Origin of the sequence: Mycoplasma sp. 480 (assembly GCF_051353065.1) — a bacterium.
Lineage (GTDB): Bacteria > Bacillota_I > Bacilli_A > Mycoplasmatales > Metamycoplasmataceae > Mesomycoplasma_A.
Window position 1 is genome coordinate 245,186 of record NZ_CP195722.1, and the last position, 21,182, is coordinate 266,367.

General features: G+C 24.9%; 16 protein-coding genes. All 16 read left to right on the forward strand.

The annotated features are described in order from the left end of the window. The first annotated feature begins 70 nt into the window (after window positions 1-70). The 16 genes from ACR34G_RS01150 to ACR34G_RS01225 all read left to right on the forward strand — a co-directional run bounded on the left by ACR34G_RS01150 (window position 71) and on the right by ACR34G_RS01225 (window position 21,140). Window positions 71-892: a hypothetical protein gene (locus tag ACR34G_RS01150; RefSeq protein WP_436358952.1), complete on the forward strand. Its 822-nt coding sequence runs from the start codon at window positions 71-73 to the stop codon at window positions 890-892. Beyond that, window positions 885-1,400, forward strand: coding sequence for a hypothetical protein (locus ACR34G_RS01155; RefSeq protein WP_436358953.1), 516 nt, complete (start codon window positions 885-887; stop codon window positions 1,398-1,400). Before ACR34G_RS01150 ends, ACR34G_RS01155 begins: the two co-directional genes overlap by 8 nt. Window positions 1,401-1,622: 222 nt before the next feature. Continuing rightward, window positions 1,623-2,621 (forward strand): type I glyceraldehyde-3-phosphate dehydrogenase, encoded by a 999-nt coding sequence (gene gap, locus ACR34G_RS01160; RefSeq protein WP_436358954.1) that lies wholly within the window; start codon window positions 1,623-1,625, stop codon window positions 2,619-2,621. 165 nt (window positions 2,622-2,786) lie between these two features. Further along, window positions 2,787-3,758: a DNA (cytosine-5-)-methyltransferase gene (gene dcm, locus ACR34G_RS01165; protein ID WP_436358955.1), complete on the forward strand. Its 972-nt coding sequence runs from the start codon at window positions 2,787-2,789 to the stop codon at window positions 3,756-3,758. Continuing rightward, on the forward strand, window positions 3,748-4,602 hold the full coding sequence (locus ACR34G_RS01170; RefSeq protein WP_436358956.1) for a DNA adenine methylase: 855 nt from the start codon (window positions 3,748-3,750) through the stop codon (window positions 4,600-4,602). The genes dcm and ACR34G_RS01170 overlap by 11 nt, the downstream gene beginning before the upstream one ends. Before the next feature lie 3 nt (window positions 4,603-4,605). Then, a complete protein-coding gene (locus tag ACR34G_RS01175) occupies window positions 4,606-5,484 on the forward strand; it encodes a DpnII family type II restriction endonuclease (RefSeq protein ID WP_436358957.1) in 879 nt (292 codons plus the stop codon). Window positions 5,485-5,594: 110 nt separating this feature from the next. After that, complete coding sequence (locus tag ACR34G_RS01180) at window positions 5,595-5,900, forward strand: Asp23/Gls24 family envelope stress response protein (protein WP_436358958.1); 306 nt, start codon at window positions 5,595-5,597, stop codon at window positions 5,898-5,900. A gap of 1 nt (window position 5,901) precedes the next feature. Continuing rightward, a complete protein-coding gene (locus ACR34G_RS01185) occupies window positions 5,902-7,518 on the forward strand; it encodes a DAK2 domain-containing protein (protein ID WP_436358959.1) in 1,617 nt (538 codons plus the stop codon). Then, complete coding sequence (plsX, locus tag ACR34G_RS01190) at window positions 7,518-8,513, forward strand: phosphate acyltransferase PlsX (RefSeq protein ID WP_436358960.1); 996 nt, start codon at window positions 7,518-7,520, stop codon at window positions 8,511-8,513. Before ACR34G_RS01185 ends, plsX begins: the two co-directional genes overlap by 1 nt. A 1-nt stretch (window position 8,514) precedes the next feature. Further along, window positions 8,515-9,177 carry a ribonuclease III gene (gene rnc / locus ACR34G_RS01195; protein ID WP_436358961.1) on the forward strand — a complete coding sequence of 221 codons (663 nt, stop codon included), beginning with the start codon at window positions 8,515-8,517 and terminating at the stop codon, window positions 9,175-9,177. Window positions 9,178-9,179: 2 nt separating this feature from the next. Beyond that, a complete protein-coding gene (locus ACR34G_RS01200) occupies window positions 9,180-12,122 on the forward strand; it encodes an AAA family ATPase (protein WP_436358962.1) in 2,943 nt (980 codons plus the stop codon). 138 nt (window positions 12,123-12,260) lie between these two features. Then, entirely contained in the window at window positions 12,261-14,297 is a 2,037-nt protein-coding gene (locus ACR34G_RS01205) for an alpha-amylase family glycosyl hydrolase (RefSeq protein ID WP_436358963.1), read from the forward strand. Window positions 14,298-14,499: 202 nt separating this feature from the next. Next, entirely contained in the window at window positions 14,500-16,140 is a 1,641-nt protein-coding gene (locus ACR34G_RS01210; RefSeq protein ID WP_436358964.1) for an alpha-amylase family glycosyl hydrolase, read from the forward strand. A 1-nt stretch (window position 16,141) separates the two neighbouring features. Then, a complete protein-coding gene (locus ACR34G_RS01215; protein WP_436358965.1) occupies window positions 16,142-18,484 on the forward strand; it encodes a glycosyl hydrolase family 65 protein in 2,343 nt (780 codons plus the stop codon). Further along, a complete protein-coding gene (pgmB, locus tag ACR34G_RS01220) occupies window positions 18,478-19,137 on the forward strand; it encodes a beta-phosphoglucomutase (protein WP_436358966.1) in 660 nt (219 codons plus the stop codon). Before ACR34G_RS01215 ends, pgmB begins: the two co-directional genes overlap by 7 nt. 557 nt (window positions 19,138-19,694) lie before the next feature. Beyond that, window positions 19,695-21,140, forward strand: coding sequence for an MAG3090 family protein (locus ACR34G_RS01225; protein WP_436358967.1), 1,446 nt, complete (start codon window positions 19,695-19,697; stop codon window positions 21,138-21,140). Window positions 21,141-21,182 lie beyond the last annotated feature (42 nt).

Below are 21,182 nucleotides of genomic sequence, written 5' to 3' on the forward strand. Positions count from 1 at the left end.
AATTTAAGAAATTTAAAAAATGGTTTTTTTTATTTTCTTAATCATATCTGAAATATAGTAAAATAAGAATATGCAAATAAAACTTGATCAATTTTATACAAAAAAGGCAATTGCTAAAAAATGTATCTCTAAAATTGATAATTTAGAGCAATATAGTATTATAATTGAACCTTCAGCTGGAGAAGGTAGTTTTAGTGATTTGTTAAATAATGTTATTGCTTATGATATTGAGCCTAAAAACAGCAATATCATTAAACAAGATTTTTTTTGTGTCAAAATCAATAAACCAAATACTGAAAAAATTTTAATTATAGGGAATCCGCCTTTTGGTTATAGATCATCTTTAGCTAAAAAATTTATCAAACATTCAATAGATTTAAATGCTTCAACAATTGCATTTATTTTACCTAATACCTTTAGTAAAATAACTAATCAATCAACTAGTTTATTTCCAAAAGAGTGGAAATTAGTTACAGAATGAGAATTACCGAAAAATTCTTTTTTTGTTTATAATCAAGAACAAAAAGAAGTATATCACGTTCCTTGTACGTTTTTTGTTTGAACAAAAATGACAGAAAATAAACAAAAAGATTTAAGAAAGAAAAAACCTACAATTATTCCAAAAGAATTTACTTTTTTACCAAGAGGAAGCCAAGAAGCTGATTTTACTATAAATGGAAATTCTGCAAAAATTAAATCATTACAAGAAGTGACAAATTCAAAATCTGAACATTATATAAAAGTAAAAGAAAATTATGATATTGAACTAATTAAAAACGAATTTAGAAAATTAGTTTTTAAACCTAAATCATCAATAAATGGTGGTAATTATTGAATAAATCAAGATGAAATAATAATCGCTTGAAATGAAAGGAAAAAAACACGTGAGTAAAGAAATTAAAGACATTTTCAAAGTTATTGAAAGTTATAAAATAAGAATAAATAATTTTAACAAATATGTAAATAAAGAAAGTATTGATGAGCAAAAATTAGAAGATATCACAAGTTCTATTAAATATTTTTTTATTATCTCTGTTTTGAGTCCACAAAGTAAATCCACCTTACAACAAACTTTTATAGAAAAAAAGTTTGAATTTGAAAAGATATCACCGAAGTTAGAAAAAGGTGATTCAAAAGATAAAGACAACCTTTATTATGAAATAAAATGTTCCACTCCTTCTGCAAATGGCAATATTTTAAATATTGTCCAAATCAGATTACACCATGAATTAGATTATTATTTATGTGTTTTTATAGATGATTTGTTTTATAAAAATAATTTTCTATTTTTATTAACCAAAGAAGAAATGGAAGAAGAAATTAAAATTTTAGGACATAGTGCACATGGAGTTATCAACAAAACAATAATAATAACAAACAAGAATATCGTATTAGCATAGATTTAAATGATTTAAATAATACAAACACTAGTAGGTGATTAGAAAAATACAGAGACTCAAAACTTGAAGAAAAATTATTCAATTCATAATAACTTTAAATCTTGGATTTTACTATTAAATAAAAATAAATAATCTTTTTTTAATTTGTAATATAATTTAAAGGAAATAAATAATTTTAAAAACAAAAGTAAAAATACATTTATTTTTAAAGAAAGGTATAAAATGAAAAAAATTGCTATAAATGGATTTGGTAGAATTGGTAGATTAGTTTTCAGAGCAATTCACAAATTACATAAAAATGATTTAGAAGTTGTTGCTATTAACGACTTAACAGATGCTAAAACATTAGCACACTTACTAAAATACGATTCAGCTCACGGAAGATTTGAAGGAACAGTAGAAGTTAAAAACGGAAACTTAGTAGTTGATGGAAAAGAAATTAAAATTTTAGCTGAAAGAAACCCAGAATTATTACCTTGAAAAGATTTAGGTATTGATGTTGTTGTTGAATCAACTGGATTCTTTACTTCAAAAGAAGGATCTGAAAAACACTTAACAGCAGGAGCTAAAAAAGTATTAATTTCTGCACCAGCTTCAGGAGATTTAAAAACTATAGTTTACAATGTTAACCACGACATTTTAACAAAAGATGACAAAGTTGTTTCAGCAGCTTCATGTACAACAAACGCTTTAGCACCAGTTGTTCACTTTTTAGATAAACACTTTGGAATTGAACGTGGATACATGTCAACAATTCACGCTTATACAGCAGATCAAAGATTACAAGATGCACCTCACTCAGACTTAAGAAGAGCAAGAGCTGCAGCTATTAACATCGTTCCTTCTTCAACAGGAGCAGCAAAAGCTATTGGATTAGTAGTTCCTTCATTAAAAGGAAAATTAGACGGTATTGCTTTAAGAGTTCCAACAATTACAGGATCATTTGTTGATTTAGTAGTTGAACTTAAAAAAGATGCAACAGCAGAAGAAATTAACTCAGTTATGAAATCACATTCAAGTGAATCATTTGGTTATACAGATGAACCAATCGTTTCTTCAGACATTATTGGAGCAACAGAAGGATCAATTTTCGATGCAACTTTAACAAAAGTATTAACAGTTGATGGAAAAAATCTTTACAAAATTTACACATGATACGATAATGAATCATCATATGTAAACCAATATGTAAGAGTATTAAAATTATTATCTTCATTATAATAATTATTCTTAATAGATGCATTGAAAAATGCATCTATTTTTTTATTTGTTTTTAATAAATAAACTTTAAAATAAAGTAAAATAATAATAGAAATTAGTGTTAAAAAAATCAATAGAATTAAAAATACAAAATAACAATAATAAAATTATAAAGGAGAAACATCTATGAAATTTTTGGATTTATGTTCTGGAATAGGTGGAGGCAGACTGGGATTAGAATTAAATGGATTACAATGCATAGGACATTCAGAAATAGAAGAAAATACAGCTGAAACATATAAATTACTATTTAATGATGATAAAAATTTTGGAGACTTAACTAAAATTAAAGCAAGAGATTTGCCAGATTTTGATTTTGTGATTGCAGGTTTTCCTTGTCAAACTTTTTCTATAGTAGGTAAAAGAGAAGGTTTAGAAGATGAAAGAGGTCAAATAATTTATCATATTATTAGAATTTTAAAAGAAAAACAAACAAAATATTTTATTTTGGAAAATGTTAAAGGTTTAATAAATCATGATAAAGGAAAAACTTTTGAAATTATAAAAAATGAGTTACAAAATGCTGGTTACAACATTTTTTACAAAGTTTTAAATACTAAAGATTTTGGTATACCACATTCTAGAGAAAGAATATATATTGTAGATTTTAAAAACAATTTAAACATTTTAAATTTTGAATTTCCACAAGAAAAAGAGAAAATATATAATTTTAATAATTTTATTGATAAAAATAATACTAATATACTTGAAACAAATAATAAAACTTTTTTAAAATATTTAGGTAATCCTTATAATCAAAATTTATATTCAATTAATGATATATTAAAATGAGAAAATACTGTAATTGATACAAGACAATCAGATTTAAGAAAATACAATGAAATATTTCCTACTTTAAGAAAAGGGAGACACGGTTTATTATACATACAAAATAAGCAAATTAAAAAACTTAATGGTTATGAAGCTTTGCTTTTGCAAGTTTTTCCAAAAGAAATAGTTGAAAAAGCTAAAAAAATGAACTTAAATAATAATAAACTCCTTTCACAAGCAGGAAATGCAATGACAGTAACTGTAATTCAAAAAATTGCTTCTAAAATGCTTACAATAATAAGAGAAAGAGAAAAAGATGGAAAATAAAAATAATACAATGGATAAAACAAAAACTAAGACTATTCCTTTTGTTAAATGAGCAGGCGGAAAAAGGCAGATTATAGAAAAAATACAAGAAAAATTACCAAAAACAATAAATAGATATTTTGAACCTTTTGTTGGTGGTGGTGCTGTTCTTTTTTCTATTGAAGCAAAGAAATATTTTATTAATGACATCAATAGTTCTTTAATAAATGCTTATATTCAAATAAAAGAAAATCCAGATTTAGTTATATCTAATCTTGAAAAATTAGATAAAACCTTTATAACAAAAGGTGATTACTATTTAATTAGAGAAAAATATAATGAAAAAATTAAAAATAAAGAATTTGATGTAGAATTAGCAACATTTTTTATTTATTTAAATAAAAGATGTTTTAATGGTTTATATAGAGTTAATTCTAAAGGAGAATTCAATGTTCCCTTTAATGGAAAAGAAAATTTTTCTTCTTTTTCTAAAGAAAATATAGTCAATATTTCTAATTTTTTGAATAAAAAAACAGAAATTATGAATTTTGATTTTGCAACAGTTTTAGAAAAAGCAAAAAAAGGAGATTTTATTTTCATAGATAGTCCATATGATTCTTTAGAAAATAAATCTTTTGATTCTTATACAGAAGCAGGATTTGATAAAGAAGAACACATTAGATTATCTCAAGTTGTAAAAGTTTTGGACAAAAAAGGTTGCTATATAATGTTAACTAACCATAATACGGATTTAATAAATGAATTATATAAGGATTTTAATAAAGAAATAATCAAAGTAAAAAGGTTAATTAATAGAGATAAAAATAAAAGAACAGGAGAAGAAATAATAATAACAAATTATTAATTTATGAATAGAATAGAACAATTTAAAAAGAATTTACTCAAAACAAATAGAAATTATTCTTTCTTTGTTAATTGAGAAAATATAAAAGACTACAAAATTTATTTACCTTTTTTAGATAAATTAGATATTTTAATAAAAAACAAGAATTTTGATCAAACATTCAAAATGATTTTAAAACAAAATCCAGAAGTTATTAAAGTTTTCCCATTGCTTATTGCTTTAAGTAAAAAAGAAAGAGAACTTTTTACAAAGACAAAAATCAATTTAGAAATAATTGATGAAGATATTAAAACTGAATGTTTTAATTTCAATTTTGACAATAAATTATCAGACTATGAAATAGAAAAATTTCTATTATTTTTCCATAAAACAGGATTAAAAAAGTTATTTTTGGATTTTTTACAAAATAGTGTAATTGATTATGTTTTAGGTATTTTAGTAGGCTTAGATTCTAATGGAAGAAAAAATAGAAGTGGCAGTTGATTTGAAAAAAGGTGCTTTGATTCTTTGAAATTAATTTGTGATAAAAACAACATAATCCTATTTCAACAGCAAAATTTTAAGAATGTTCAGAATATAAATGATATGCATAAAATAGGAGATTTTCTTCTTCTGAAAAATGATAAAATGATTAATATTGAAGTGAATTTCTTTTTTAATAGCGGTTCAAAACCTATAGAAATAATAGATAGTTATATAAATAGAAATAAGGAATTAAAAAATAATAAAGTAGCTTTTATTTTAATAACTGACGGACCATTTTGAAGTAAAAATGCCGATTTTTTATTAGAAAAAATGGAAGGAAAAATAAATTATTTTAATTTTTCAGAAATAGAAAGTCAATATTTTGAAAAATTATTATTAGATTTTTTCAAAATTTAAAATTTATTTTACTCAAAAATAAACGTTTTTTTCTTTTTTTTACTGTTTAAAAAGAATAAAATGTTATATAATTTAAAATATTTATAGTTATCTATTTTAAAGAGGTGAAAATGGTTGAAGAATTAAGAAACCAACTTTTAGAAAAAATTTCTTTAATACCAGGAATTTATGGTTTTTGTAATATTAATACTGAAGCAAATGTTTTAGCTAAAGCTCTCAAAAGAGAAGAGTGAGAAAAATCAATTTTTATTATTAAAGGAAATAATGGCTTAAAAATTAATTTAGCCATAATTTTGTTATTTTCTGTTAGTGTTAAAACTGCAGTTGAAGAAATAAAATCAGTTATTGAATACCACTTACAAAAAAACGAACTAAAATTAGAAACTTTAAATATTCATATAAAGGGGATTAAGTAATATGAAAATTTTAAATGGTGAATTATATGCAAAAATGTTAATTTCAGGTGCTAACAATTTAGCTAATTCTAAAGAAAAAATAAATGCATTAAATGTTTTCCCTGTTCCAGATGGTGATACAGGTAGCAATATGGCTACTACAATTTCTGCAGGAGTTAAGAATATTTTAGAAACAAAAAGTACTAGAATTGATGAAATTTCACAAAAAATATCAAGAAATATGTTACTTGGAGCTAGAGGAAATTCTGGGGTTATTGTTTCTCAAATATTTAGAGGTTTTGCCGATTCATTTGCTAATAAGAAAGAAATTAATAGTTTTGAGTTAATTGAAGGATTTCGTAGTGCTACTTCTAAAGCATACTCTTCAGTTTTAAAACCGGTTGAAGGAACCATTTTAACAGTAATAAGAGAAGTTACTGAAAAATTAGAACAAACAATTACTCCTTCAACTAACATTAGTGAAATTTTTAAAATTGCAGTTGAACAATCTAAAATTAGTTGTAACAACACAAGAAACTTATTACCGGTTTTAAAAGAAGTTGGTGTTAATGATTCAGGTGGTGAAGGACTTCGTTTAATTTTAGAAGGGATGTACAAATTAACAATCAATGAACCAGTTGAATTAAGTGATGAACAAGTCAATATTTCTGATTTTGTTAGTGATACAGAAATTTATGAAGGTGAATTTGGATACTGTACTGAATTCATTATTGAATTAAAAAACCCTAAAACATTTTCTAAAGATAAAATCGTTAATGAAATTTCCAAAATGGCTACTTCATTAGTTGTAGTTCAAGATGAAGATTGAGTAAAAATTCACGGTCATGTTTTAAAACCAGGAATGCTTTTAAATGCTGCTCAAAAATATGGTGAATTTATTAAAATCAAATCCGAAAATATGACTATTCAAGCAAATGAATCTAAAAATATTGCAAATGATACTAAAAATACAGAAAAAAAATACAAATCCGGTTTAGTTTCATGTAATACAGGTCAGGGAATTATAAATGTAATGAAAGAAAACGGTGTTCACTTTATCATTGAAGGAGGACAAACAAATAATCCTTCAACAAATGACATCATTCAAGCTATTAATTCTATAAATGCTGAAACAGTTTTTATTTTACCAAACAATTCTAATATTATTTTAAGTGCTCAACAAGCTGTTCAAACCATTCAAGACAAAAAAGTTATTATAATTCCAACCAAAACACAAATACAAGGAATAAGTGCTTCTTTAAACTTTAATGAAGAATCAGATTGAGATGATAATAAAGAACTAATGGAAGATGCAATTAAAAGCGTAAGCACAGGAGAAGTAACGATTGCAAGTAGAGAAACCACTATGAATGGAATTAAAATTAAAGAAGGTGATTATTTAGCAATAGCAAATGGAAAAATTATTGCAACAGCTTCTAGTTACAACGATGCTGCTAAAAAAGTTATTGAATCTTTAATTAAAAGTAGCACTGAAATTGTTACCATTTACTACGGAACAGATTCTACAAAAAGCGATGCTAATGAAGTTTTAAATTACATTGAATCTAGATACGATGTAGAAGTAGAAATAAAAAATGGACAACAAAAAATTTATCATTACTTAATAGGAGTTGAATAATGAAAACAATTGCTTTTGATTTACTTGGAACAGATACACCTTTAAAAGAAAAAATAGTTGCTGTTAGTAAGTTTTTAGATGAAAATAGTGATTATAAAATCTTTTTAATAGGAGATGAAAAGGAAATTTTAAAACTTCTTAAAAATAAATATATAAAAAACAATCAAGTGGAAATCATTAACGAAATTAATGTTGCTAAAGCAAATGAGAATAATATGCGTGAAGTTTCTAAACAAACTACAAGTATGTCTGTTGCTTTAGATTTAGTGGCACAAAATCAAGCAAAAGCAGTTTTATCTGCTGGAGATTCTGGTACTTATTTAGGTATGGCAACTTTAAAAATCAAAAGACTTACAAATGTTGCAAGAGCAGCATTTATGCCAATGATTCCAACATTAATTGAAAATAAGTTCTTCTTACTTTTAGATTCAGGTGCTAATTTGATAGTAAAACCAGAATACTTTGTTCAATGAGGAATTATTTCAAGCATCTTTTATGAAAATTTATTTAAAGTTAAATCACCGAAAATTGGTTTGATTAATATAGGAACTGAAGACTATAAAGGTTATGATTATCACAAAGATGCTAACTTTTTATTAAAATCAAATCAAAGTCTTAATTATAAAGGTTTTATAGAAACAAGAGATCTTTTAAAAGGAGATATTGACATCGCTTTAGCTGATGGTTATGCAGGTAACATAACACTAAAAACGATGGAAGGTACGGTTTTAAATTTTTCTAAATTACTAAAAGAAAAATTAACCAAAAAACTTTTTAGAAAGATTTTTGCTTTATTTTTGAAAAGAGCATTTAAAGAAGTAAAAGAAAGATTTGATTATAGAAATGTTGGAGCAGCTTGAGTAATTGGTTTAAACGGAATAGTAATTAAATCACATGGTTCATCAGACGCAAAAGCATTTTTAGGAGCTCTTAATCAAATAAAAATAGCAATTGAAAGTGATGTTTTAGAAAAAACTAAAGAGGCTATTGCTTAAAGTGAAAAAAGTTGAAGAATTTTTAAAAAGCATTAATATAATACCAAATGATTTAAAACTTTTTATACAGGCTTTTACGCATAAATCATTTACAAATGAACATAAAAATGAAAAGAATTATGAACTTTTAGAATTTCTTGGTGATTCACTAATAAATTTTAAAAGTACATATTACATTTATCAAAAGTATAAGAATTTTAATGAAGGTGAAGCAACAATTAAAAGATCCCAAATTGTTGATACAAATTCGCTTTCATTGTTGTCTTTTGAATTAAAATTAAATGAATTATTAAGAATTTCTAAAGGAGCTATGGAAATTCTTAATAATAAAAAAACAAATGCTGATTTATTTGAAGCCTTAGTAGCGGCTATCTATTTAGATCAAGGAGATAAAGTTCTAGAAAATTTTCTTGAAAAAACTTTATACAAAACTATAAACAAATCGATTTTAGAAATAAAGAAAGATCCTAAATCTGAATTTCAAGAAATTTTACAATCGATAACAAAACATCCTGGAGAATACAGGGTTCAAAAAATAGGCGAAGAATTTTATGCTGAATTACATTATGATGGTAAAATTTTTGGAAAAGGAAAAGGAAAAAATAAGAAAAATGCAGAAATAGCAGCAGCTAAAGATGCATTGAGTACTTTTAAAAAGAGGTAATTATGAAATTAATAAAAGTTGAAGCACAAGGTTTTAAATCATTTGCTGATAAAGTGGTTTTAAATTTTGATGGTGGAGTTGTTGGAATTGTTGGTCCAAATGGTTCAGGTAAATCTAACATCAATGATGCTATTAGATGAGTGTTAGGAGAACAATCATCTAAAGCACTTAGGGGAGATAGTATGGAGGATGTAATTTTTGCTGGTTCTAAAACAGTAAAAGAATTAGACAAAGCAGAAGTTATTTTAACCTTTGATAATAGTGATAAAGCAGTTTCTGTTCCACACGATATTTTCACCATTTCTAGGGTTTTACATAGAGGAAAAGGCGGAAATGAGTATTATATCAATGGAGAATTAGCAAGATTTAAAGATATTAAAGAAATTGCTATGGAATCTGGGATTTCCAAATCATCACTAGCGATTATTTCTCAAGGAACAATTAGTGATATTGCTGAAGCTTCACCAGAACATAGAAGAGGAATTATTGAAGAAGCAGCAGGAACTTCAAAATATAAAGCTAGAAAAGTTGAAGCTTTAAGAAAATTAGAAACAACTGAAGAAGCTTTGGATAAAGTTAGAACAATTATTGCTGAACTTGAAAAAAGATTAATTCCATTAAAAAAACAAGCTGAAAAAGCAAAAATTTTTATTGAAAAATCAGCTGAATTAAAATCTGTAGAAGTTGGTCTTCTTGTTGAAGATCTTAAGTTTTTTACAGATAAAATGGGATTTTTAAAACAAGAATTAACTAATATAATCGAAAAAAGAGATGATTTAGAATCAAAATTATCTTTATATTCAACTACAATCAATGAAAATACTAATCAAAAATTAAAATTAGAAACAGAAGCAGATCAATTACAAAATGATTTAACTAAAGTTGAAAATGAAATCCATCAATTAGAACTAAGACAATCAAAAATAACACAAAGAAGACAAGATATTATTAATGGAGATATTAAAGCAACTCCAGAAGAACAAATCGCTAGTTTAAAAGAAGAAATTGCAGAAATCCACGCAAGAATCGGGCATTTCCGTAGTTCAGAACAAAAAACAGAAGAAACTATTTCTCAAAGTTCAAATGAATTAACAAATATCGAAAAAGAACTTTATAGAGTGGCTTCTGAAAAAAATTCTTCATACAATAAACACGAAAGTGCTAAAACTAAATTAAGAATTTTAGAAGAGCACAAAAACAATAAAACCAATTTATTTAAAGGTACAAAAACTATTGTTGAAAACAAAACTTTATTTGGTAAAGGATTCAAAGGAACAGTTTTTGACTTAATAAAAGCTGAAAAAGAATTTGCACCAGCAATTGAAGCAATTCTTAAAAGTGCATTGCAACACATTGTTGTTGATGTTCCTGAAACAGCAGTTAAAGCAGTTAACTTTTTAAAAGAAAATAATGGTGGTAAGGCTACTTTCATTCCTTTAACATCTATACAACCTAAAGAAATGAAACAAGAACACAAAGTTGCTTTACAAACACAACCTGGATTTGTTGCAATTGCTTCAGAACTTGTTGACACAGATAAAGAATTTTTCAAACTAAGAGACTTTTTACTTGGTAATATAGTTGTAGCAAAAACCATTGAAGATGCCAATAAATTATCCAAACTTTTACAACTTAAATATATGGTTGTATCGCTAGATGGAGACATTATTAGAGTTGGTGGAGTTATTTCTGGTGGAGCAAAAGAAGAAACAGATAATAGTTTAATGCAACTTGATGATAACATTAATGAATTAAAGAAAATAATTCCTTTATTATTAAAGAAAAAAGAAGAGTTCGAACAAAAAGAAGTAGAATTAAAAAATAAAAAAGAAGAATTAATTTCTACAATTAATGAATGAAAAAATGAACTTGCTAACACAAAACAAAAAAGAGTAGATTTAACAGATAAATACGATTTTTTAAGAGCAAAATATGAATCAGTAAGTTCTGAAGCACTTGAAATTTCAAAAACAGATGAAATTAGTAATAATCTTGTTGAATTAACAAACCAAAAAAACGAAATGGCAGCAAATCTTAGAATTAAAAAAACAAGAATTGCTTCTCTTGCAAATGAACTTTTACCTTATATTAACCAAAAAAATGAAGTTGAAAAAGAACTTTATGAATTAAGTAAAGTAAATGCTCAGCATGAAAATGATAAAAATAAAGTTGAAATGGTTTTAACTGAAAGTCAAAGAAGATTAACTGAACATTATCAATTAACTTTAGAAACAGCACAAAATAATTTCAAACTTGAAATGGAAATTGAAAATGCCAGAACTCTTGTTAATGCTTTAAAAGAAGAAATAAAACAATTAGGAAATGTTAATTTGGATTCTATAGAAGAGTGTGAAGAAGTTGAAGAAAGATTCACAAACTTAAAAGATAATGAAGAAGAATTAAATGATGCTAAAAACACAATTCTTGAAGCTATTAGTGAAATGGATAAAATCATTGTTAATAAAATTCAAGAAACTGTTAACATTGTTAATAATGAGTTTAGATTTGTATTTCAAACAATGTTTGGTGGTGGAGATGCACAAATCCAATATACAGATCCACAAAATATTTTAGAAACAGGAATTGATATCATAGCTCAACCACCAGGTAAATCAGTTAAAAATTTAAAACTGTTTTCAGGTGGAGAAAAAGCAATTATTGCAATTTCCTTATTATTTGCAATAATTAAAGCTAAACCTATTCCATTATGTATTTTGGACGAAGTAGAAGCAGCACTTGACGAAGCTAATGTTATTCGTTATGCAGAATTTTTACAGTCATTAAAAGAAAAAACACAATTTATAGTTATTACTCACCGTCACGGAACAATGACTAAAGTAGACCACTTATTTGGAGCAACTATGCAAAAACGTGGTGTTACATCATTCTTTAGTGTTGAACTTGCAAAAGCAAAAGAAATGATTCAAGATGGTGAAGAACAATAAAAATTAAAATACCATTAATTTGGTATTTTATTTTGCTGATATTATATTTAATATAACAAATATCATACATTAAATTTTAAAAAATTTTAAAAATGTTATAAAATATAATTATATTAAAATCAAAAAAGAGGAAAAATGATGGAATATAAAGGAAATTATGAAATTGTAAATAAAAATGTACAAAGAATTGATGAAAGAGTTTCTAAAAAAATAAGTTCGCAAGGAATTTTTAAAAAAGATAACTTCTTCTTTTTTAGAATTTGAATACCAGATGTGGCTGAAGTTTATGTTGAAATATTTAATAAAAATGAAAGAATGCAAAAGATTACTACAATCGGTTGCAAAAGAAATAATGATTTATGAACAGGAAAAATTTCTGAAATTTATGAAGGATATTATTATTTATTTAAAATAAAAAGAACTAAAGATCAACCTTTTGAATATATTTTTGATCCATATGCTAAAGTTTTTGCACCTTTTGATTGAGAAGGAACAACTCAAAAAATCCCTTTAGCTGTAATTGTTGATTGAGAAAAAACATTAGTTGAAGAAATAGAAACTATCCCTTTAAAAACTAATTTAAATAATGGTGTTGATCCTTTAATTTATGAATTACATATTAGAGATTTTACTTCACTTTTAGATCAAAATAACTTTAAGAATCGTTTAGGAACATTTAATGCTGCTTTGGAAAATAATATTTTTGAATACTTAAAAGATTTAGGAATAACTCATTTACAACTTCTACCTATTCAATCTATTTATACATTAAGTGATAAAAACTTAAACATTTTAAATAAAAATGAAGGAACAGGATGAACAACCAATTATAACTGAGGTTATGATCCTTTAAATTACTTTTCAATTGCTGGATGATACTCATCCGATCCTAAGGATCCTTATGCAAGATTAAGAGAATTTAAACACTTTGTAAATGAAGCACATAAAAATGGTATAGCAATAATAATGGACGTTGTTTTTAACCATATGATGATTAATGATTTATTAGAAACAATAACTCCAAATTATTATTTTAGAAATAATTCTGAAGTTTTTCCTGTTGATTTACCAGCTCTAAATAGTGAAGCAAAAATGGTAAGAAAAATGATGATTGATTCTTTAGTATATTTTGCTAAATACTTTGGAGTAGATGGCTTTAGATTCGATTTATCAACTTTTATTGATAAAACAACTCTTTGCAAAATGCAAGATGAACTTAAAAAGATCAATAAAAATATTGTTTTACACGGAGAAGCATGACCTTTTAGTGATTTAAAATTTGAAAACTCTTTTACTAAAGGAGTAAATACCAATAGTATTAAGTTTGCTTATTTTAATGACACTATTAGAAACGCAATTAAAGGTGCTGATAGTATAGAAGATAATGAAAAAGGACTTATAACCAGTAATTACAGTAAGTTTAGTGATTTTCTTGTTTCAATTACGGGAAATATACAGAAATTTGATTATCCAAATTCAGAGTTTATCGAAAAAGATGCTTATTCAGTTTTTGCTAATGAGCCAAATATTACATTACAATATGCCGCTTGCCATGATGGTTTTACCCTTTGAGATAAAATAATAACCACTTCTAACTTGTCATTTAGCGAAAATATTAATTTATATAATCAAGCTTTAATGATGCAATTAACTTCACAAGGTAGACAATTGATTTTAGCAGGAACAGAATTATTACAAACAAAACCTCTAGATAAATCAGGACAACACGATAATAGATATTTAAAAATTTTAAATAATGATAATAATTTATCAAATGATAAAAATGATTTTGTTGTTGATAATTCATACAAAACAACAGACTACGTTAATGGTTTAAAATGAAATCATCTTCAAAATAGAAAAATTAAAGAAAAAGTTTATGATTTTCTTAAAAAACTTTTAAAATTTAGAAATAAAACAAAATATTTTAGACTACATACCGCAAAGGAAATAAATAGAAAATTAAAATATAAAGAAATAAGAGAAAATTTTGTTGTTTTTTCAGTAAAAGAAAAAACAAACAAAGCAATAGTTATTCATAATTTTAATGACCACCCAGAACATTTTGATTATAATAAATATAAATTAGTTTTATCTTCAAGACACATATCTTTAAAAGATAAAAAAGAAAATATAGTACCAGCAAAAACATCTATAATTTTAGAAAACAAATAAAAATATTTATAATTCTATATATGGTGAAAAAATAAGAGAAAAATATTAGTCAAATGCCCAATTATAGGGCATTTTTATTTATTCTCAAATAAGATATAACATTTGATATTATTTGAATTTTTGAAAAATGATAAAAAAATTTTTTTATTTTTATTTTAGTAGTAAAATAATAGAGATTATACACAAAATAATGGAGTGAAAAATGAAAGATAATTTACAAAAATGAGGGGAAAAAGTAATATATCAAATTTTCCCAAGATCTTTTAAAGATTCAAACAATGACGGAAACGGTGATTTAAAAGGAATTGTTTCTAAACTAGATTATTTATCAGAACTTGGAGTAGATGCAATTTGACTTTGTCCAATTTATGACACAGAGTTTGCAGATGCAGGTTATGATGTTTTGGATTACAAAAAAATATGATCAGTTTTTGGAACAATGGAAGATTTTAAAGAATTGGTTTCTAAAGCAAAAGAAAAAAACATTGAAATAATTATGGATATTGTTTTAAACCACACTTCAAACAAACATCAATGATTTTTAAAAGCTATTGAATCAGAGAAAAACCAAGAACACAATTATTACATTTGAACAGATAAACCAGGAAAAGAAGAATCAATTTTTGGTGGTAGTGCATGACAATATGTACCTTCTTTAAATAAATATTATTTCCATTTATTTGCTAAAGAACAAGTGGATTTAAATTGAGAATCAGAATTTACTATTAATGCTATGGTAGATGTTATTGATTTTTGATATAAATTAGGGGTAAGGGGATTTAGATTAGACGCTATTCAACATGTTCATAAAGAAATAAATAAGGGTAAATTTAAACATTCATTTGGTTCAAAAATGGTTCAATATTTACAAAAATTTTTAAACAAAATTTATGAAACAAAAAATGATGTTTTCTTTATTGGTGAAGCATCTGGAATTCAACCAGATACAGCATTAAAATACGGAAAAGGTAAAGAAAAAATAGCAGATAACTTCTATAATTTTGGTTCATGATGAATTGGTTGAGGAAAACAAACAGGAAGAAATGGTTATGATGCAAATTGAAATACTAATGATTTTGCAAATTCTTCAATTCTTGAATATCAAAACAATTCTGAAATCAAAAATTATATGATTACTAACTTTAGTTCATCACATGATACAGCTAGATCTATTTCAAGATGAGGTGATGAAAATCTTTATTGAAAAGAATCAGCAAAATCATTTGCTCTTTACCAATTCTCTTTAAAGGGAATCCAAACAATTTTATATGGAGAAGAAATTGGACTAAAAAATCCTGTTTTTAATTGCAGACATGAATTCAGAGATGTAGATGCTTTAAATGCTTACAGAATTTTTGTTGATGAACAAAAATTATATACAGAACAAGAAATGACAAGATTTCACAATATAAACAGTAGAGATAATTCAAGAGTACCGATGGTTTGAGATAAAACTGAAAACTTTGGATTTAATAAAGGAACTAAAACTTGAATTAAAAAATCAGGTTATTATAGAGAATCTTCTGTTGCTGAACAAGAACAAAGAAGTGATTCAATTTTAAATTTTTATAAATCAATTATTCAATTAAGAAAAAAATATAAAGAAATTTTAATTAGCGGAAATTCAAAAATGAAATTATTAGATAATGGTGTTATTCAAATTGAAAGATTTGATGATTTTAATAACAAAATTATTTCATTGATAAATTTAACTAAAAAAGAATTAGATATAAATATTAAAAATATTTTAAATAAAGAAATTTTAATTAGTTCATATACAGATAAGAAAGGAATTAAGAATACTTTAAGACCGTATGAGTCTATTATGTTCTTAGAAAAATAAAATGGCTAAATTATTTTATGATACAAAAAATTTTATTATTAGTCAAACAGGTTTCGATCCACTTGTAACTAAAAAAACAGAGTCTATTTTTTCACAAGGTAATGGTTATTTAGGAATAAGAGCAGTTGATGAAGAAAGAAGTGTGTTTAACAAAGAAGATTTCTTTGTAAACGGAATTTTTAATCAAGGAGACAAAACAGAAGTTTCTGAAATTGCTAACTTAGCTGACTTAATTCAAACTTCTATTTATATTGATGATGAAATTTTTATGATCGATAAAAAAATGGAGTATACAAAGTCTTTAGATTTAAAAAACGGATTACTTTTTAGAGAAATTAAATTTTCTAAAAAATCCAAAAAATTTGTTTTAACTTTTAAGCGTGTTGTTTCACAAATAAATAAAAACATTTATGCTCAAGAAATAGAAATTAATCAAATAAGTGGAGAACCTTCAAAAATTAAAATTTTACCTTTAATTAATGGTCAAACAACAAACCATGGAATTCAACATTTTGATGAAGGTAAAAAAATCTTAATTGCTCCTTCACTTTTACAATATCAAGAACAAACAAATGAATCACAAAGATGAGTGATTCATAATATGAAAGTAAAAGCTTACTTAAATGGAAAATTATTAGAAAGCGGAAATGATGATTATGTTTTAAAAATGTCTCGTAGACAAGTGGGATACGAAATTAAAACAACCATTTCTACAGAAAAAAACTTTAGATTAGAAAAAATAATGTCAGTTTCTACTTCTGTTGATAAAGATCCAATATTAAGTTTTGATGAAGTTAAAGAAAATGCTAAAAATTTAAGTATTTTATTAGAAACACTAAAATTTTCGAATTTAGTAAAAGAAAATAAGAAAGCTTATGATGAAATTTATAAACAATTTGATGTTCAAATTGAAGGTGAAAAAGATGCTGAATATGATACATTAGCACTAAAATTTGGAATTTATCATATGAATTCTTTTGTTCCTACACATTCTTCAAATATGTCAGTAGGAGCAAAAGGATTAACAGGAGAAGGATATCAAGGACATTGTTATTGAGATACTGAATTTTTCATTGTTCCGAACTATCTATTTACTAAACCAGAAGTTGCAAGAAACCTTTTAGAATACCGTTACAAAGGAATTGAAGGAGCAAGAAGAAAAGCTGCAGAAAAAAATATGATTGGTGCTCAATATCCTTGAGAAATGGCTTGACCAACAGATGGAGAAATGACACCTTATTGAGGACAACCTGATGTAGTTACAGGAAAACAAGTTCCAATTGCATCTAGAGAACAAGAAATTCACGTTCCTGGTGACATTGCTTTTGCTGTAGATCAATACTTCCAAGTAACCAATGATAAAGAATTTATGGTACAAATGGGTTATGAAATGATTATTGATACAGCTATTTTCTGAACTTCTAGAGTTGAGAAAAAAGGCAAAGAATATCATATTAGTAATGTAATGGGCCCAAATGAATATAAAGGTAACATAACAAACAATAACTTTATTAACTTAATTGCTAAAAGAAACTTAGAATTAGCTATTTTCTATATAGAAGAATTATCAAATACAAAGGAAAATCAGGCAATTTTAGATAAAATTGCAGCTAAATTACCTTATCAATGAGACTTAGAATTAATGAAAGACGTTAGAGATAATTTAGTGCAACAATTACCAAATGAAAACCACATCATATGAGAAAATGATGAGTTCAAAAACCTTCCTTTAATTGATGTTACTCCTTTCCAATTATTAGGTGATGCAGGTAAAAAATTATTTAATACCACTGAAGGACACAAGAGATTAAGTTCTCAACTTGTAAAACAAGCAGATGTTGTTCTTTCTACATTTGTTTTAGGTGAACTATTTTCTAAAGAAGTAGCTGCAGCAAACTTTGATTATTATGAACCTATTACAACTCACGATTCATCTTTAAGTCCTACAACTTATGCAATTAAAGCTGTAGATTTAAGAAAAATGAACATTGCGTATAAATTATTTAAATATTCTTTAAATATTGATATGGGAACTAATTTTCATTCTGCAGATGCAGGAGTGCATGCAGGTTCATTAGCTGCAATTTGACAAAGTATTGTTTATGGATATGGAGGATTTAGGTTTTTAGATAAAAAAGTATTTATTGCTCCGATTTTACCTAAACAATGAACAAAATTAACTTATTCAATATTAGTAAAAAATACTAAATTAAAAGTAACTGTTAATAGAAAAGACTTTATAATTGAAAAACTTTCAGGTAGTGATCTTGAAGTTTATGTAAATGAAAAACCAGTAATTATATCTAATAAAAAACAAAAATTTGAGGTTATTGAAAAATGATAAAAGGTTTAATTTTTGACTTAGATGGAGTTATAACAGAAACCGCTTCATTACACTATAAAGCTTGAAAAAATGAAGTAGCTAAAATTGGTTTAAATTACACAGAAGAACAAAATAGTTCTTTAAAAGGATTAAACAGAATTGATACTTTAAATGCTATTTTAAAACTTTTTAATGTTTCATTAAGTGAACAAGAAATAGTAACAATAGCTAATAACAAAAATGAATATTACAAAAAATTATTAGAAACAGATATCGATCAAAAAGATATTTTAGTTAACATTAAAGAATTTTTAAACGCAGCAAAAGAAAAAGGATTAAAATTAGCAATTGCTTCAAGTTCTTATAATGCTCCATTAATTTTAAGAAAAATTGGATTATTTGATTATTTTGATTTCATCGTTGATCCTGCAACAGTTTCTAAAGGAAAACCAGATCCAGAAATTTTTATAAAAGCTGCACAAGGGATTAATTTAAAACCAGAAGAAACAATTGGTTTTGAAGATGCAATTGCTGGTGTTCAAGGTTTAAAAGATGCTAATATTCATACAGTAGCTATCACACATAATGAAAAAGAAAATTGAAGTATTGCAGATAAAATAGTTTCATCAACTGCAGAACTTAATTTAGAAGAATTACTTAAATTATTTAATTAAATAAATATATTTTAATAGAGACATAAATGTAGATATTCTAGTTTATGTCTTTTTTTAATTTAGTAAATTTAAATTTAATTATTTAATGCAATAAAGCAAACAGAAATTTTGAAAATTTTAAAATCTAATTATTTAAAATTAAAACTAAACCTTTAGTTTTAATGAATATTAGTTCAAATATTTCTGTTTACACGGTAAAAATCCCATATTTTGCTTTTTTAATGTATAATATTATAAGTTATGAAAACACAAAAATATAAGGAATTATTAAACCAAAAATTTAATATCTATAATATATATATATATATATAGAAATTTCTTATTAATTTTTTTATTATTCTTGTTTTTAATTTTATAAAAAACGATTTTAAAAGAAATTTTAAAGTTGTTTTTCGTTATTTAAGAAGAATTAATTTTTTAAAAATTATTTACATAAATCAAGATTAACATAAAGTAATAACTAATTTAAATAAAGTTTAAAAATATTTAATATAAAAGTATGAATTAGATTAAATAATATATTTTATCCAAAAAATAAAACAAATAAAAGGAAAATTATGAAACGTTTATTATGCCAATATAACAGAGATTTTGATAAAAAATTCTCAAAAACATACCCTTGAGTGTTAAAACACCCAAAATTAAAACAAGGATTAGCTTTATTTAAAACAAGAAAAGAAGCTATGAACTGATTTTTAGCAATAGGATATGAAAGTGCTATTTGATTCCAAACTGAAAAAAGAATCTTTGGTGGATTGTTAATTATGGATAAAACACCAGATGGTTTCGAATTTGAATTGAATACTGAAAAATTTGATGGAAACATCAAATATGATGAAGTAATGGAAGAATTTTATATTTTTACAAATTCTAGATTAAGAAATCAAGAACAAGCGGATCAATTTTTAAAAGAAATTACAGACTACAAAGTTCTTGCAGATCACAAAACATACTTCCCTACTAATGATGACTATATTCCAGAAAGAAAAGTTTCAAGTAAAGATAGAGAAATAGAAAGATTAAACAGACAAATAGCTGATCTTGAAGAATTATTTAAAGGTTCAAATGGATCATATGCAAAAGAAATTGCTGTTTTAATGGAAAAACTAAGAGATAGTAATTCCGATAAAGAAGCTTTAAGAAAAGAAATAGAAAACTTAAAGAAAAAAATTCTTGAATCTATTGATAAAGAACCAGAAAAAGTTATTGTTGAAAAGGAAAAACCTGTATTTGTAGAAAAAGAAGTAGTTAAAGAAGTAGTTAAAGAAGTTCCTGTCTACATCGAAAAAGAAATAGTTAAGGAAGTAGTTAAAGAAGTTCCAGTTTATATTGAAAAAGAAGTTGTAAATGAAGTAGTTAAAGAAGTTTATATTAATGAAAATAAGAAAGAACCAACAAAATACTCTAACTTCTATAATTTAGAATCTTCTAAACAGCTTGAAGCATTAGCAATTTATTCTCATAAATTAGAAAAAATTGCTTCTTCTTATGATGAAACAATGATAACTTCAACACAAGATTACAATGAAATTAAAAAAGAACTTGATTTAGTTACAAATGCATTAGATTCTTTAGATCAAACATTTAAAGATGACTATTCACAAAAACTCTTGCTTTTAGTTAAAAAAGCAACTAAAGAATCAAGTGATAAATTGCTTGAAAAAATTAAAATTTCAGAAGAATTATTTTATTCAGATGAAAATGCAATTTATTACAAAAAAAATAAATTATCACATGAACTTTCATTCATTAACTATGAAAATAAACACATAGGATTTGTGGAAGAAAAGAATTATAAATATGGTGTTATTGAAAACTATAGTTTGAATAAATCACACTTTTTAGTATTTCAAAACAATGTAGTTCAAAAAGTTGAAAAATTTGATCAAAATTCTGCTTTAAAAAGTGGTTGAACAAGAAGGGCAGTTTGAACAACAATTATTTACTGAATCGCATACATAATTTTACTTGTAGTAGTAATTATACTTGCAGTTCAAAGATAATTTTATAACCATATTTTAAAGAATATTATTTAAAAATAAACT